At 65.6% G+C, this 15,112-nt stretch carries 16 protein-coding genes; 9 read left to right on the forward strand and 7 right to left on the reverse strand.

The window, feature by feature from the left end; all coding sequences use genetic code 11:
* Positions 1–35: 35 nt before the first annotated feature.
* Entirely contained in the window at positions 36–1,073 is a 1,038-nt protein-coding gene (locus tag C7450_RS24270) for a YeiH family protein (RefSeq protein WP_245450085.1), read from the reverse strand.
* A gap of 93 nt (positions 1,074–1,166) precedes the next feature.
* On the opposite strand from C7450_RS24270, the gene C7450_RS24275 reads away from it, so the two are divergent.
* The 8 genes from C7450_RS24275 to nikE all read left to right on the forward strand — a co-directional run bounded on the left by C7450_RS24275 (position 1,167) and on the right by nikE (position 8,251).
* Positions 1,167–2,087 (forward strand): LysR family transcriptional regulator, encoded by a 921-nt coding sequence (locus C7450_RS24275; protein ID WP_110377051.1) that lies wholly within the window; start codon positions 1,167–1,169, stop codon positions 2,085–2,087.
* A 52-nt stretch (positions 2,088–2,139) separates the two neighbouring features.
* Positions 2,140–2,469 carry a hypothetical protein gene (locus tag C7450_RS24280; RefSeq protein WP_110377052.1) on the forward strand — a complete coding sequence of 110 codons (330 nt, stop codon included), beginning with the start codon at positions 2,140–2,142 and terminating at the stop codon, positions 2,467–2,469.
* 136 nt (positions 2,470–2,605) lie between these two features.
* Positions 2,606–3,082, forward strand: coding sequence for a nickel-responsive transcriptional regulator NikR (gene nikR, locus C7450_RS24285; RefSeq protein ID WP_110377053.1), 477 nt, complete (start codon positions 2,606–2,608; stop codon positions 3,080–3,082).
* Positions 3,083–3,249: 167 nt separating this feature from the next.
* Positions 3,250–4,836, forward strand: coding sequence for a nickel ABC transporter substrate-binding protein (gene nikA / locus C7450_RS24290; protein ID WP_110377054.1), 1,587 nt, complete (start codon positions 3,250–3,252; stop codon positions 4,834–4,836).
* Between the two features lie 7 nt (positions 4,837–4,843).
* Entirely contained in the window at positions 4,844–5,785 is a 942-nt protein-coding gene (gene nikB / locus C7450_RS24295; protein WP_110377055.1) for a nickel ABC transporter permease subunit NikB, read from the forward strand.
* 8 nt (positions 5,786–5,793) lie between these two features.
* Positions 5,794–6,663 carry a nickel ABC transporter permease subunit NikC gene (nikC, locus tag C7450_RS24300; protein WP_410369457.1) on the forward strand — a complete coding sequence of 290 codons (870 nt, stop codon included), beginning with the start codon at positions 5,794–5,796 and terminating at the stop codon, positions 6,661–6,663.
* Positions 6,663–7,445: an ATP-binding cassette domain-containing protein gene (locus tag C7450_RS24305; RefSeq protein ID WP_110377057.1), complete on the forward strand. Its 783-nt coding sequence runs from the start codon at positions 6,663–6,665 to the stop codon at positions 7,443–7,445. Before nikC ends, C7450_RS24305 begins: the two co-directional genes overlap by 1 nt.
* Positions 7,442–8,251, forward strand: a complete 810-nt coding sequence (gene nikE / locus C7450_RS24310) for a nickel import ATP-binding protein NikE (protein WP_110377058.1) — start codon at positions 7,442–7,444, stop codon at positions 8,249–8,251. The genes C7450_RS24305 and nikE overlap by 4 nt, the downstream gene beginning before the upstream one ends.
* 57 nt (positions 8,252–8,308) lie before the next feature.
* On the opposite strand, the gene C7450_RS24315 is transcribed toward nikE, so the two are convergent.
* The 6 genes from C7450_RS24315 to C7450_RS24340 form a co-directional block, all read right to left on the reverse strand.
* Positions 8,309–8,722, reverse strand: a complete 414-nt coding sequence (locus C7450_RS24315) for a GlcG/HbpS family heme-binding protein (RefSeq protein WP_110377059.1) — start codon at positions 8,720–8,722, stop codon at positions 8,309–8,311.
* Positions 8,723–8,732: 10 nt separating this feature from the next.
* Positions 8,733–9,851 carry an ABC transporter ATP-binding protein gene (locus C7450_RS34930; protein ID WP_110377208.1) on the reverse strand — a complete coding sequence of 373 codons (1,119 nt, stop codon included), beginning with the start codon at positions 9,849–9,851 and terminating at the stop codon, positions 8,733–8,735.
* A 77-nt stretch (positions 9,852–9,928) separates the two neighbouring features.
* Positions 9,929–10,750 carry a carbohydrate ABC transporter permease gene (locus tag C7450_RS24325; protein WP_170147411.1) on the reverse strand — a complete coding sequence of 274 codons (822 nt, stop codon included), beginning with the start codon at positions 10,748–10,750 and terminating at the stop codon, positions 9,929–9,931.
* Between the two features lie 8 nt (positions 10,751–10,758).
* A complete protein-coding gene (locus C7450_RS24330) occupies positions 10,759–11,688 on the reverse strand; it encodes a carbohydrate ABC transporter permease (RefSeq protein WP_110377061.1) in 930 nt (309 codons plus the stop codon).
* Positions 11,689–11,701: 13 nt separating this feature from the next.
* Positions 11,702–13,003 carry an ABC transporter substrate-binding protein gene (locus C7450_RS24335; protein ID WP_110377062.1) on the reverse strand — a complete coding sequence of 434 codons (1,302 nt, stop codon included), beginning with the start codon at positions 13,001–13,003 and terminating at the stop codon, positions 11,702–11,704.
* Positions 13,004–13,075: 72 nt separating this feature from the next.
* Complete coding sequence (locus C7450_RS24340; protein ID WP_110377063.1) at positions 13,076–13,774, reverse strand: FadR/GntR family transcriptional regulator; 699 nt, start codon at positions 13,772–13,774, stop codon at positions 13,076–13,078.
* A gap of 107 nt (positions 13,775–13,881) precedes the next feature.
* On the opposite strand from C7450_RS24340, the gene C7450_RS24345 reads away from it, so the two are divergent.
* On the forward strand, positions 13,882–15,084 hold the full coding sequence (locus C7450_RS24345; RefSeq protein WP_110377064.1) for an enolase C-terminal domain-like protein: 1,203 nt from the start codon (positions 13,882–13,884) through the stop codon (positions 15,082–15,084).
* Positions 15,085–15,112 lie beyond the last annotated feature (28 nt).

Below are 15,112 nucleotides of genomic sequence, written 5' to 3' on the forward strand. Positions count from 1 at the left end.
GTCAGCATCTTCGCGCTTTGGTATGATGTCCCTCGTCAGAGGCTGATGGAAATATGCGTCACCAGTGCATAGCTCATGAGGAGCAGCGCCCCCATCGATGCGAGCACCGCAATCGTCGCGCGTAAGCCGGTCTTGCGCAGGCTGCTGACATTCACACCAAGCCCGAGCGCCGCCATCGCCAGCACCGTGAAGACCGTGGCGATCTGGCGGATCATCGGGATAATCGCGTCCGGGATCAGCCCCAGGGAACGCGCGACGCTGAGCACCGCAAAGCCGATGACGAACCAGGGAACCAGCTTGAAGAAGGACAGGCGAACCGCCCCGTGGCTCGTATCCCGCGATGCCAGCGCAGCGGCGAAAACGACCGGTCCGAGCATCAACACCCGGACGAGCTTCACCAGCGTGCCGATCTGCGCGCTGACGAGACCGACCGGCATGGTCGCGGCAAGGACCTGCGGCACCGCATAGACCGTGAGGCCGGCCATGGCGCCATATTGCAGCTCGCTCATGGCCAGAAGCGGCACGCTCAGCGGCAGGAGCAGCACCATCACGACACCGAGCAGGGCCGTGAAGGCGACGGCCGCGGCGACGTCGTTGCCATCCGCCCGCATGACCGACGCGACGGCGGCGATCGCCGAATTGCCGCAGATGGAATTGCCGCAGGCAATCAGCACCGCCATGGTGTGCGGCAATCCCGACAGTCGGCTCAATCCGTAGCTGACGATCAGCGATGAGACCACCACGCCCGCGATACCGATGAGAAGCGGCCCTCCCGCGGCGATGATCGACGTGGCACTCAGCGACGCGCCCAGCATCATGACGGCCACTTCGAGCAGAGTCTTGGCGCTGAAGAGGATGCCCGGGGTGAAGACCTTGCTGGGCGTCCAGACGGCGCGGATGCCGGCGCCGAGCAGAATGGCCAGGACGAGCGCCTCGATATAGGGATGCCCGCTGATGCGGTATTCGACAGCCTCGACCAGCCAGGCCATGCAACCGATGGCCGCGCAGAGCGCGACGCCTGGCAGGAGAGTGAAGGCGGGGTGGTGGCGCCGATCCGAAGTGAGCGCAGACACGATGGAGACCATGGCCGCAATGTGAATTGATTTCAGCGGGATGCAAACGCATAGTTTTCATCTCGACATGACTTTTCTTCATACGGATGCGCCATGGCGCTCAACCTGCACCTTCTGCGCCTGTTCACGACGGTTGCCCAATGCGGGAGCTTCTCCCGCGCGGGCGATGCACTCGCCATCAGCCAGTCGGCCGTCTCCAAGGGCGTCCGCGAGTTCGAGCGCCAGGTGGGCATCGCCCTCCTCGATCGCACCCGCGGCGTCGTTCTGACGGACGCCGGCCAGGCGCTCCTCCACCACGCAACCCTTCTCTTCACCATCGAGCGCGGCGCGGAGGCGGAACTGCAAGCCTTCCGCGGCATCGAGCGCGGCGGCTTGCACATCGGCGCGAGCACGACCATCGCCACCTATATCCTTCCCCCCATCCTTGGCCTCTTCCACGAGGTCCACCCGACGATTCAGTTGCGATTGACGAGTGCCAACACGCGCGACATCGCCAATCTCCTGACCTCCCGCTCGATCGACCTCGCCTTCGTGGAAGGGCCCGTCGATCTTCCCGGCCTGACGCTGACGCACTGGCGCGTTGATGAACTCGTCATCGTCTCGGCCCCATCCCATCCCCTCGCCATGGCGCGGAAGGCAACGGCGCGGGACCTGGCCCAGCACCGCCATATCGTCCGCGAACACGGCTCCGGCACCCGCGATGTCGTTGACAGCGCGCTCCGCGATCTCGGCGTGGTGCCCGTCGAGACCATGGAGGTGGACAGTACGGCAGCGATCATGCAGGCCGTCGCCGCGGGCCTCGGCATCGCGGTGATCTCGCGGACGGCCGCCGCCGATATGCTCGCGCTCGGCAAGCTGCAGATCATCACCGTGCCCGGCGTGACCATTGGGCGTTCATTGAACCGGCTCGCCATCGCCGGGCGCCCGCTCTCATCGGCGGCGCTGATGTTCGATCGCTTCGCCGAAAGCGCTGACCTGGGCCCCAAAAAACAACAGATTGATTATGTTATTTAATTAAATATACAAATATGATTGACTGTATGGAGAATTCACCGAATGGCTCCGCATGATCCTGACCATCACGCACAACCTCGCAAGACTGTTGAGCCTGGCCTTTGAGCCTCCCGTCACTCCGTCGTCAGGGGTGAGCGACCGCTGGGCCGGACGACGGCTGACGATCATCGCCCTCGACGGGGCAAAGCTGACCGTCAGGGACGAACGAGACGCCGTCGTTACACTTCCTCTCAGTTACGGCCTCGAACAGGCCCTCGCCAATGCCATGCGTGACACCGGCCGCACGGATCCCGCAGGCTTCGTTCTCCTGCGCGAGCCGTTCGACGTGGACGGCCTGCCGTTCTGGCAATGGGCCGTGCTGCCGCATCCCTTCGAACTCTGAGATTGCGGCTTGCATCACCGCCGGCAAACACCCCTCTCTTGACACGCATCCCCGCAAGGCGGAGCACAGAACGCGGATAGTCGCCATGCTGTCGGCGACGGTCGCAAGAGACGGTCGCAAGAGAGGATGCCGCGCGATGCAACGGATCACCGTGACGATTGACGACGACCTGCTGGTCGCTATCGACGCGCTCTGCGCGCGCAAGGGGTATCAAAGCCGCTCGGAAGCCCTGCGTGACGTCATCCGTGCCGAGTTTTCACGCGAGGAGGCCATGGCGGAGACGCTGCCCGGCAAATCGCGCGGCCACGGCGTGCTGTCCTATGTCTACGATCACCACACCCGGGCGCTCGCCAGCCGCCTGACGTCGAACCACCACGAGCATTCCGACCTGTCGGTGGCAACCATGCATGTGCATGTCGATCACGATCACTGCCTGGAGGTGTCAATTCTGAAGGGCCCCGTCCAAGCCATGCAGCATTTCGCCGACAGCGTCTCAAGCCAGCGGGGCGTCCGCCACGGCCATCTGCATGTCATGCCGGTGGGTGTCGACGACACCCATGATCATACGCACGCCACGGGGCATTCCCACGGCCACCATCATCACGATGACTGACGAACGGTGAACGGAGCGCACGCTGCCGCGCATTTCATGGAAATGCGGCAAACCATAGTTTTACACGATGTTTCGCTGCCATCGCCGGAATCCCGATTGCGCCACGAGTATGAAGTTTCTATAAAATCATCATACTTGAGTGCAGCAATGACAGGTGGGGCTCGGCAATGCGCAAGCTGTTCGGGATACTCGGTGGGGTGGGTTTCTTATTCGCTGCGGCATGTCTGACACCCGCCCAGACAGCGCAGGCGCAAACGCTCAACTTCTCCTGGCCGCAAAATGTCGGCCCACTCAATCCCCATCTCTATTCCCCGAACCAGATGTTCGCGCAGGCGATGGTCTATGAGCCGCTCGTGCGCTACCGGGCCGACGGCAAAGTCGTCCCGTGGCTGGCACAGTCCTGGGACATCTCGGAGGACGGCAAAAGCTATACCTTCAAGCTGCGGCCCGGCGTCAAATTCTCGAACGGCGAGCCGTTCAACGCTGAGGCGGTCGTCGCGAATTTTGATGCGGTCCTCGCCAACCGCAAACGCCATGCCTGGCTTGAGCTCGCCAACCAGATCGTCAAGGCCGAGGCCCTCGACGATGCGACCGTACGCCTGACCCTGAAGGACGCCTATTATCCGGTCCTCCAGGAACTGGCGCTGCCGCGGCCGTTCCGCTTCGTCGCACCGTCCCAGTTCGGCGAGAAGGGCGGCACCATGGATGGCATCAAGGCGCCGATCGGCACCGGCCCCTGGACGCTCGATGCCACGAGCCTCGGCGAACACGACGTCTTCAAGCGCAACGCCAACTACTGGGGCGAGAAGCCGGCCTTCGAGCAGGTCGTCGTCAAGGTTATTCCCGATCCGAACACCCGCGCCATCGCCCTGGAGACCGGTGAGATCGATCTCATCTACGGCTCCGACGGCCCGATCTCGCCGGACACCTTCGCGCGCTTCCAGAAGGGCACAACCTACAACACGCGCATCTCCGGCCCCTTGGAGACGCGGCCGCTGGCCATCAACACCAACCGCGCGCCGACCAACGAGCTCGCAGTGCGCCAGGCCATCAACCACGCCGTCGACAAGGACACGATGATCAAGACGGTGCTGTATGGCACCCAGAAGCGCGCCGATACGCTGTTCGCGCCCAACGTGCCCTATGCGGATGTCGGCCTGAAGCCCTATGCCTTCGATCCCGCCCAGGCCGCCGCCCTCCTCGACAAGGCCGGCTGGGTGCTCGCGCCCGGCCAGGCCATCCGCGCCAAGGACGGCAAGCCGCTCGCGATCGAGCTGAACTATGTCGGACCCGACGCGGTCGCGAAGTCGATGGCCGAGGTCATCCAGGCGGATCTGCGCAAGGTCGGCATTGATGTCGTGCTCGTCGGCGAGGAAGAGAGCAGCGTCTACGCCCGCCAGCGTGACGGGCGCTTCGGCATGATCTTCAACCGCACCTGGGGGGCACCCTACGATCCGCATGCTTTCCTCAGTTCCATGCGTCTGCCCTCCCACGCGGACTATCAGGCGCAGCTCGGCCTGCCCGACAAGGCTGAGATCGATGCCGACATCGGCGCGGCCCTCACCTCGACGGACGAGGAGAAGCGCCGGGCGCTCTATGCCAAAATCCTGACCAGCCTCCATGAGCAGGCGGTCTACCTGCCGCTGACCTATGTGACGGCGATCGCCGTCGCCAAACCGGCACTCGGCGAGGTCCCCTTCGGCGCCATGTCGAGCGAGATCCCGTTCGAAGCCATCAAGCCCGCAAACCGCTGAGCCGCCGATGGCCGCGTTCATCATCAGGCGCATCCTGCTCCTCGTCCCGATGCTGCTGGGAGCCTCGCTGGTCATCTTCCTGATGCTGCGGCTCGGGCCGAGCGACCCGGCGCTCGACTATCTCCGCCTCTCGCGCATCCCGCCGACCGACCAGGCGCTTGCCGAAGCGCATGCCATGCTCGGCTTGGACAAGCCGCTGCTGACGCAATATTTCGTCTGGCTGTGGGATGCGCTGAGGCTCGATTTCGGCACCTCCTACGCCTTGCAGCGCCCCGTTTTGCCGGAGGTCTTGCATTTCCTGCCGGCGACGCTGCAGCTCGCCGGCATCGCGCTGGCCTTCACGATGCTCGTTTCCGTGCCGCTCGGCATGTGGGCGGCCCGGCATCGCGACCAATGGCCGGATCAGGTGGTGCGCGGCATTGCCTTCCTCGGCGTCTCCATGCCCAACTTCTGGCTCGGCTTCCTGCTGGTCCTGCTGTTCTCGCTGCAGCTCGGCTGGCTGCCGCCGATGGGGCGCGGCACCGCCGCCAATCTCGTCATGCCGGTCATCGCCGTATCCTTCATGTCGCTGTCGATCAACGCGCGGCTTCTGCGCGCCAGCATGCTGGAGGTGGCCGGGCAGCGGCATGTCTATTACGCGCGGCTCAGGGGCTTGAGCGCGGGCAAGGTCGAGCGGGGCCATGTGCTGCGCAATGCCATCCTGCCCATCATCACCGCGACGGGCATGCATGCCGGCGAGCTCATCGGCGGCACGCTGGTCATCGAGAGCGTATTCGGCTGGCCGGGGCTCGGCCGCTATGCCGTCTCGGCCATCTTCAACCGCGATTATCCGGTCATCCAGTGTTTCACATTGATGATGGTGCTGATCTTCGTGCTGTGTAACCTCCTCGTCGACATCTTCTACGCCTGGGCCGATCCACGCATCCGCCTCAACGCCGGGAGCGCCTGATGGCAGCGATCGCCGATCACGAAGGCTCCGCCGTCGCATCGCCGCGCGGGTTCTTCTCAAACATGCGCATGAGTGCCCGGATCGCCTGCGCCCTCGTCGCGATCCTTCTCATCACCGCCGTCGCCGCGCCTCTCGTCGCGCCCTATGATCCGAATGCCGTCGACCTGCCGGGCCGCCTCCAGGGGCCGAGCCTCGCCCATTGGCTGGGCACCGATCATCTCGGCCGCGACATGCTTTCCCGCCTGATCTACGGCTCACGCGTCTCGCTCGGCGCGGTGGCCATCGCACTCACCGGCATCATCGCGCTCGGCATCGCCATCGGCGGCACCTCGGCCGTCCTCGGCGGCCGCGCCGACCAGTTCATCATGCGCTGCTGCGATGTGTTCCTGACATTCCCGACCATCGTGCTGGCGCTGTTCATGGTCGGCATGCTGGGCACGGGCCTCGTCAATGTCATCATCGCGATCGTGCTGTCGCACTGGGCCTGGTATGCCCGCATCGTGCGCGGGCTGGTTCTGTCGTTCAAGCGACGCGACTTCGTGCTCGCCGCGCGGGTCGCCGGCGCGAGCCGGACGCGCATTTTCATCGAGCATCTGCTGCCGCCGACCTTCGCCCAGCTCGTCGTGCTGGCGACGCTCGACATCGGCCATATCATGCTGCACGTCTCCGGCCTGTCGTTCCTCGGCCTCGGCGTGATGGCGCCGACAGCGGAATGGGGCGTCATGATCAACGACGCGCGGCAGTTTGTCTGGACGGAGCCGATGCTGCTGTTCTGGCCGGGATTTGCGCTGTTCGTGGCGGTGGCGGCGTTCAATCTCGCCGGTGATGCCATTCGCGACAAGCTCGACCCGCATCTCGCAGCGGAGCACCAGCACTGATGCCGACGCTCACGATCGACGACCTCGGCATCACCACACAGCGGCACGGCCGGGACATCGCGCTGGTGGACGGGCTCACGCTCACCCTGGAGACGGGGCGCATCCTCGCACTCGTCGGACCGAGCGGTTCTGGCAAATCCCTGACGGCGAGCGGCGCGCAGGGTGTCCTGCCGGCCGGGGTGAGCCGCCGCACCGGTCGCGTTCTCCTGGACGGCGTGGAACAGCGCCCTTCCCTCATCCGCGGCCGCACCATCGCCACCATCATGCAGAACCCGCGCAGCGCCTTCAATCCGGTGAAGACCATGCGCGCCCATGCGCTGGAGACGCTGACCGCCGTCGGCCACCGGGACGCCGGCTCCGAAGACACGATCCGTGACACCATGGCGGAGGTCGGGCTTGACGATCCCGCGCGCGTTCTCGGTCTCCACCCGTTCGAGATGAGCGGCGGCATGCTCCAGCGCATGATGATTGCGCTCGCGCTTCTGACCCGCGCACCGTTTCTCTTTGCCGACGAGCCGACGACGGACATCGATCTCGTCGTGCAGGCGCGCCTGCTCGACCTCATCGAGCGTGTCGCGCGCGAGCGTCATCTCGGCGTCCTTCTCATCACCCACGACATGGGCGTGGTGGCCCGCCTTGCAGACGACGTTCACGTGATGAGCGCGGGCCGCATCGTCGAGCGCGGCTCGGTGCGCGCGATCTTCGACGCGCCCGCACATCCCGTCACGCAGAGCCTCATCGCGGCCCATCTCGCCCTTTATGTCGACGAGGAGGCCGCGTGACGCCGCTTATCGAAGCGCGCGGCCTCGGCCGCAGCTATCGCACCTTTTCGCTCATGGGCAGCGCCGCGCCGAAGGTGGTGCTCGACGGCATCGACCTGACCATTCGGCCGGGCGAAACGCTTGGCCTGCTCGGCCGCAGCGGCTGCGGCAAGAGCACGCTCGGGCGCCTGATCCTTGGCCTGGAGAAGCCGGACCGCGGCGACATCCGCTTCAGGGGCACCGCGCTCGGCGCGCTCGACAGCGCCGGCCTCGCCGCCTTTCGACGCGCCGTGCAGGTGGTGTTCCAGGATTCGCTCGAGGCCGTGAACCCGCGGCATAACGTGGAGCGCATCATTGCCGAGCCCCTGCGTCATCTCACCGATCTCAACCAGGAGCAGCGCGCCGCGCGCGTCCGCGAGCTCCTTCTGGAGGTGGGCCTCACGGCTGACGATGCGACGAAACTGCCCGTGCAGATGAGCGGCGGACAGTTGCAGCGTGTCTGCATTGCGCGGGCCCTGGCGCCGCAGCCCGAGCTTATCGTGCTGGACGAGGCGGTGTCGAACCTCGACCTCGTGCTGCAGATCCAGACCATCGATCTGTTCAAACAGATCCAGGAGGCGCGCGGCACGGCCTTTCTCTTCGTCACCCACGACCTCAGGCTCGTCCATCGCTTCTGCGAACGGGTCGTCGTGATGGACGGCGGGCGCATCGTCGAGGACGTCCCGGTGACCCGGCCGCTTCACTTCACCCACCCTGCCGCGCGCGCCCTGCAGGGCGCGGTCCTGCCGGCGCGGCCGACCCGACGTCACGAACAGCCGACAGTCTGATCGAGCGCGCCGCGCAACACCGTCGTCGCGCGCACGGATGAGGGGGCGAAAGACCGCTCAGCCGATGGCATCCAAACCCGCACGGGCAGCAGCGATATCGGTCTCCGCGTCGCCGCCGCTGACGCCGATGCCGCCGGCGACGGCGTCCTCGATCGCGATCGGCAATCCGCCCGGCAAGGGCGACAGCCGGCCGCCGAACTGGATATTGGCCCCGAACCCCGGCTGGCCGGGCTGTACGACGGCGGCGAGCTCATGGGTCGCACGCCGGTGCGCGGCCGCCGTCCAGGCCTTGTTGACGGCCATCTCGACGGTCGTCTGCCGGGCATTATCGTCGCGCAGCAGCACAAGCGGCGTACCGCTCGCGTCGGTCACGCAGACCGCTAGCGCATGGCCGCGCGCGGCGCCCACGTCCAGCGCCGCCGTTGCCGCCTTCAGGGCTTCCGCCGTCTCGATGCTCAGGATCTGTCGCATTGCGATCGCCTCAATGGCCGACCGCGAGGCCCGACGCCACGTCGAACCAGCGCGTGCGGCCGGGGTAGGACGCCTTGAGACCCACGGTCTCGCCGGGCTGGGTCGTGACTTCAGCCGGCAGAAAGGCGGTGACGAGCGTGTCGCCGATATCGGCGCGCATCAGGCAGCGCGAGCCGAGAAACTCGACGGTCCGCACCACCCCGGTCAACTCGGCCTCGGGGATTGGGCACAGCACGAGATCCTCCGGACGGATGCCGGCGCAGAGCCCGCCGGGCCCTGCCTTCACGGTCGGCGGAAGCGCAATCGCGACGCCCTGCCCGCGCAACCGGCCGTCACCGATATCGCCGTTCAGGATGTTCATGCCGGGCTCGCCAAGAAAGCGCGCGACGAACAGATTGGCCGGCCGGTCGTAAAGCTCGCGCGGCGCACCCACTTGCTCGATGCGCCCGGCCGACATCACGGCGATGATGTCCGAGAGCGTCATCGCCTCGCCCTGGTCATGGGTGACATAGAGCATGGTGGCGCCGAGCCGCTGGTGAAGATCCTTCAGCTCCGAGCGCATCTGCACCCGCAATTGCTGGTCGAGGTTGGAGAGCGGCTCGTCGAGGAGATAGATGGTCGGCGTGCGCACCATCGCTCGCCCGAGCGCGACGCGCTGGCGCTGGCCGCCGGAGATCTCGCGGGGGAAGCGCGCGAGCAGCTTGTCGAGGCCGAGCATCCGCGCGGCGTCCGTCACCTTGCGGGTAACCTCGGTCTCGGTGGTGCGCCTGCGCTTTGCCCGCAAGGGGAAGGCAATGTTCTCGAAGATCGTGAGATGCGGATAGAGCGCATAGGACTGGAACACCATGGCGATGTCCCGGTCCGCCGGAGGAACCGTCGTCACGTCCCTGTCACCGATATAGATGTGGCCCTGGCTCGGCAGTTCGAGCCCGGCGATCATGCTGAGCGTCGTCGACTTCCCGCAGCCGGAAGGGCCGAGCAACGTCACGAACTGTCCCGGCGCAATGGTGAGGTTGACATCGGCGACCGCCGCGACCGAGCCGAAGCGCTTGGCGACATCGACGAAGCGGACCGAACGCGCGGACTGGCCCACGGCGCGTGATGCGATATCCTGGCTGTGCACGTTCATTCCTTGGATCTCACCTTGCAGAATTGCGTCTTGCGGAATGTCATCCGGCTGGCGGCTGGCGCGGACGGCGGCGGGGGTCATCCCTTCACCGAGCCTTCCGAGAAGCCGCCGATCAGATAACGTCGATAGACGAGGAAGAGGACGATCGGCGGTAGCGTGGCGATGACCACCCCGGCCATCAGTGCGCCCCAGTCCCGGCCGTGGAAGCCCTGGAAGAAGATGAGGGCGACCGGCAGCGTCCTGAGATCAGGCGATTCCACCATCGTTGTCGCCGTGATGTAGTCGTTCCAGGCATAGAGGAAGCCGAAGGCCGCAGCCGCGATCAAGGCCGGGCGCGCCCCGGGGATGATCACCTTCCACACCGCCTCGAAGCGTGAATAGCCGTCGACGAGTGCGGCCTGTTCCAGCTCGCGCGGCACGGTGGCGAAATGCGCCCGGGTCATCCACACTGCAAAGGGAATGACATGGGCGGCATAGAGGATCGGCAGAGCGAGCCGCGTGTCGAAGATCCCCAGCCTGACGAAGATCACCTGCGTCGGCAGGAGCAACGCGTAGCTCGGGATCGACATGACGCCCATGAAGAGGACGAGCAGCGCGCGCTTGGCCGGAACAGGATAGCGCACCAGCGCGTAACCCGCCGTGCCCCCGACCGCGACCGCAAAGGCGACGGAGACCACCGTGTAGAAGGCGCTGTTGAGGAAGCTCCACTGCACCCCTTCCGCGACGAGGCGCTGGAAATGCATCAGCGTGGGCTCATCGGGGATGAGACGCGGCGGCACCGCGAAGATGTGGTTGTCCGACTTCAGCGACGTGGACAGGGCCCAGATGATCGGGCCGAGCACGACCACCGAGGCCAGGGCCGACGCCGCGAGAAGCGCCGCGCGACCCGTCAGACGCATGCCCTGGTTCATCCCTCACCGCCCTTCTTGTTGCCGAGGAGTTGGACATAGCCAACGATGAGCACGAGATTGATCAGGAACATCACCACCGCGATGGCATTGCCGCGTCCCTGGTCGAGTTCGACGAAACCGGTGAGATAGAGCTGGTAGGCGAGCGTCGTCGTGGAATGGATCGGCCCGCCCGAGGTCAGCCCGATGATGACCTGGACCTCGTTGAAATAGCTGATCGTCAGCATCGACAGGACGATGAGGATCGACGGCGCGAGCAGCGGCACGGTGATGCGCGAGAAGCGCTCCATCGCCGTCAGCCCGTCGACAGCGGCCGCCTTGTAGAGATCCTTCGGTATCTGGCCGAGGCCCGCCGTCAGGATGATGGCGGCGAAGGCGAAGGTCCGCCACACCGCGACCGCGATCACCGTCGGCATCGCCCAGGTCGGGTTGGACAGGAGATTGGCGGGCGGCATGCCGAATGTGGCGAGGATGGAGGCAAACAGACCTCCCGGTGACGGCAGCAGAATCCATTTCCACAACAGCGCGACGACGATCGGGCTCATCGCCCACGGCACCAGCAGGATTGTGAGCAGGATGCGGCCGCGCGCGCCGAGCTCGCGCACCGCCAGCGCCGCGAGCAGCGCCAGCGGAACGGCGAGCGCCAGCGCCCCGAAAGTAAAGATGAGCGACCGGCCAATCGCCTCCCAGGTGAGGGGGTCCGCAAAAAGAGACCTGAAATTGTCGAGCCCTGCAAAACCTTCGTCGCCGAAGAAGAAGATCTTGCGCAGGCTCGAATAGAAGCCGAAGAACGCCGGCAATATATTGACGGCGATGACGACGAGCACCGCCGGACCGACCAGCGTCGTCCCGACGCGGCGCCCGGCGCGCGCCGCATCTTCGATCGACCGGGTGAAAGGCGTCGTACCAGACGCTGGAACGCTGACCATCTGTCGTGGTTTCCTACCAGTTGAGCGTCGTCTTGGCGCGCGCGAGGATCACCTCGACCTTCTCGTCCGTGCCGATGATCTCCTGCAGAGACGTATTGAGCACCGAGAAAATCTTAGTGATATCCGGCACGCGCTGCGGGAAGACGAAAGCGCCCTTGCCCGACAGAAGCTCGTAGAAATTCCGCGTGACGGCGGCCTCGGGCTTCTCGAACCACGGATCCTTCATGACGGAGCGTCGATCGGGAATGAGGCCCGCGTCCTTGGCCCAGCGCATCGAGGCGGCGGGTGTGTACAGCGATTCGAGGAAGGCGGCCGCCGCCTCCTTGTTCTGCGAGGTGGCGGCGAGGCCAACCGTCCAGTAAGGCCCAAGGAGCACGGCCGGCGGGCGCCCACCGAAGGACGGCCAGGCGGAAACGGCGAGTTCCTTCGGGTCGTAGCCGGCCGCGATCTTCTGATATTGCTGAAAGCGCGGCGCAAAAGCCTGCGCCATGGCGAAGCGGCCGGCGGCGAACTGGTCCTGGATGTCGTCGCCCATCGCGTTCAGCAGGGTCTTCGACACCGCGCCCTTGGCCACAAGCGCGCGCACCACATTCGCCGTCTCGATCGCCTGCGGGCCGGTGAGATTGAGGCGCCCCGTCGTCTTGTCGAAGATCTCCGGGCCGAAGCCCGACATGATGTTGATGAAGGCCGAGACGCTGTTGTCGCTCGTCGGCAGGCCGAAGCCGATGCGATCCCCCTTCGTGAGCTTGGCAGCGGCATCCGTGAAGGTCTCCCAGGCGAGCGGCGGCGCGTCGAGGCCGATCTCGCGCAGAGTGTCCTTGCGATAGAAGATGATCTGCGCGGGCGATGGCCAGATCGGCAACGACACGCGCTTGCCGTCGAAGACCGACTTCTGCGTGAAGACCTCGAACATGTCCGGCAGCGCATCGCGCTTGAAGTCCGGCGTCAGCACCTCGTTCAGGTCCGCAAGCCCTTTGCGGTCGACGACGAGGCTGAGGAAGGTGTCGCGCAGCCACACAAGATCCGGCGCACGCTTCTGCGCGACCGCGGCCACGAATTTTGTTTCGAGTTCCTGGAAAGGCTGCGGCTCGACGACGACCTTGACCTTGTTCTTCGCCTCGAATTCATCGATCAGCGTCTTGAAGACCTTCTCGCGCGGCGACTGTCCTTCCGCGCTCATGAAGGTCCAGATGCGGACGGTGCCCGCGCCCTGCGCAAAGCCCGACCGCGCAATGAACGGCATCGCGACACCCGCCGCGAGACCGCCCTTGAGTGCCGATCGACGATCGATCAGCCTGGATCCTGTGCCTGCCATATCCCCATATCCTCCCTGACGGACAGATTCTCGTCCTGTCTGACTACTTTTCTGAGCGCCGATCCGGCTCGCCTACAGGCGCAGTGTTCCGAGAAAGCGCGCCCGGCCGTTCAACAGATGGCGGCGAATCGCAAAGCGTGCCTGGTCGGGCTTGCGTTCGGCGATCGCCTTGATGATCTCGCCATGCTCCGCCGCGATGATTTCGCGGCGCTCGCTGAGCGTGAGAATGCCGCGTTCACGCGTCTGCCCGCTCCAGCGAAAGATGTGATTGGCCAGTGCGCCCACGCCGTCCAGGAGCTTCAGGTTGTGCGCCGCGACGGCAATGGACCGATGAAATTCCGCGTCCTCCGCCTGGCCGTGCTCGCTTTCGAGCGTCGCCATCAAGGCCTCCTGCGCGGCATGAATGCGCGCGAGATCAGCGTCGTCGCGCCGCTCTGCCGCCAGCGCCGCGACCTCGCTCTCGAGCGCGACGCGGAACTCGTGCCAGTCGATGAGATCCTGGACCGAATCGATCGCCGAGAGGCGTACGAGCTCCGCCGGCAGCGCCTTTGCCGTGTAGGTGCCGGAGCCGCGGCGCGAGACCGCCCGCCCCTCCGCCCTCAGGCGCGCCAATGCTTCCCGGATGCTGGCACGCGAGAGGCCGAAACGTTCCACGAACTCACTCTCCGACGGCAGACGACTACCCTCGGGCACGTTCTCACGGTCGATGTAGGCGACGAGATGCCTGTAGGCCGCATCGACCCGGCTCTCCTGCTCGCTGATATCGGACATTGACGCGCTCCAAGTTATCGGACTACAACGATACTAGTCAGACAGATCGGCGTTGACAAGTGCCTTTGCACAGAACCGACAAACGCCGCGGACGGAGACCGCCCACCATGAGCACACCGACGGCAGCACGGCCAGGCAGCCGCATCACACGCGTCGAGATTCACGAATTTGAGTATATGGTCGAAGGCCTTGGCCGTGATGCCAGCGGCAACCGCTGCGTCATGAAGGGCGCCACCAGCGCGGTGCCGTCCTTCGCGCTGTCGATTGAAACCGCCGACGGCCAGCGGGGCGAATATTGCACCGCGCATAGCGGCAAGAACGGCGTTCTTGTCGGACAGGTTCGCGGCCTCGCCGCGCATATCCTGGGTGAGGATGCCGAGGCGCGCGAGGCCATCTACAACAAGCTCAAGCGCATGCACCGGCATTTCATGGCGGTCGGACATTCCGCGCTCGATATCGCGCTGTGGGATCTTGCCGGCAAATCGGTCGGCAAGCCGGTCTGGCGGCTGCTCGGCGGCTATCGCACCCGCCTGCCCACCTATGCGAGCACGCTCAACGGCGGGCGCGCCGGCATCCTGGACAGCAAGGAGGCCTATGCCGATTTTGCCGAGGAATGCCTGGAGCTCGGCTTCCGCGGCTACAAGATCCATGGCTGGGGCGAAGGCGACCGGCACGAGGAGGCGGCGAACCTGCTCCACTGCGCGGCGCGCGTCGGCGACAAGATGACGTTGATGTATGACGCCGCCAGCGAGCTCAAGACCTTCGCCGACGCCATCTATGTCGGCAAGGCCTGTGACGAGGGCAACTACTACTGGTACGAGGACCCGTTCATGGACGCCGGCTGGTCACCCCATGCCGCGCGCCAGCTCAAGGAGCACGTGAAGACGCCGCTGCTGCTGACCGAGCATGTGCGGGGGCTTGAGGCCAAGGTGCCGTGGCTGACCGATCGCGCCACGGATTTCATCCGCACCGATCCCGATTACGACATGGGCATCACCGGTGCCATGAAGATCGCCCATCTCGCCGAGGCCTTCGGGCTCGATTGCGAGATCCACGCCGCCGGCCCGTCGCAGCGCCATTGCATGGCGGCGATGCGCAACAGCAACTGGTACGAGCTGTCGCTGGTCGCGCCGGGCGTGCGCAACCCCATGCCGCCCGTTTTCGGTTCCGGCTACAGCGACGAGCTGGAGGCGATCGGCGCGGATGGCTGCATGCCCGTCCCCGAAGGCCCCGGCCTCGGCGTCGATTACGACTGGGACTACATCGCCCGGCACCGCAAGGCGCTCCACGTCTTCACGCCTGAGGGCTGAAGACGTCGCCGAGGCGTGACCGCCGCGT

Origin of the sequence: Chelatococcus asaccharovorans (assembly GCF_003201475.1) — a bacterium.
GTDB classification, from domain to species: Bacteria; Pseudomonadota; Alphaproteobacteria; order Rhizobiales; family Beijerinckiaceae; genus Chelatococcus; species Chelatococcus asaccharovorans.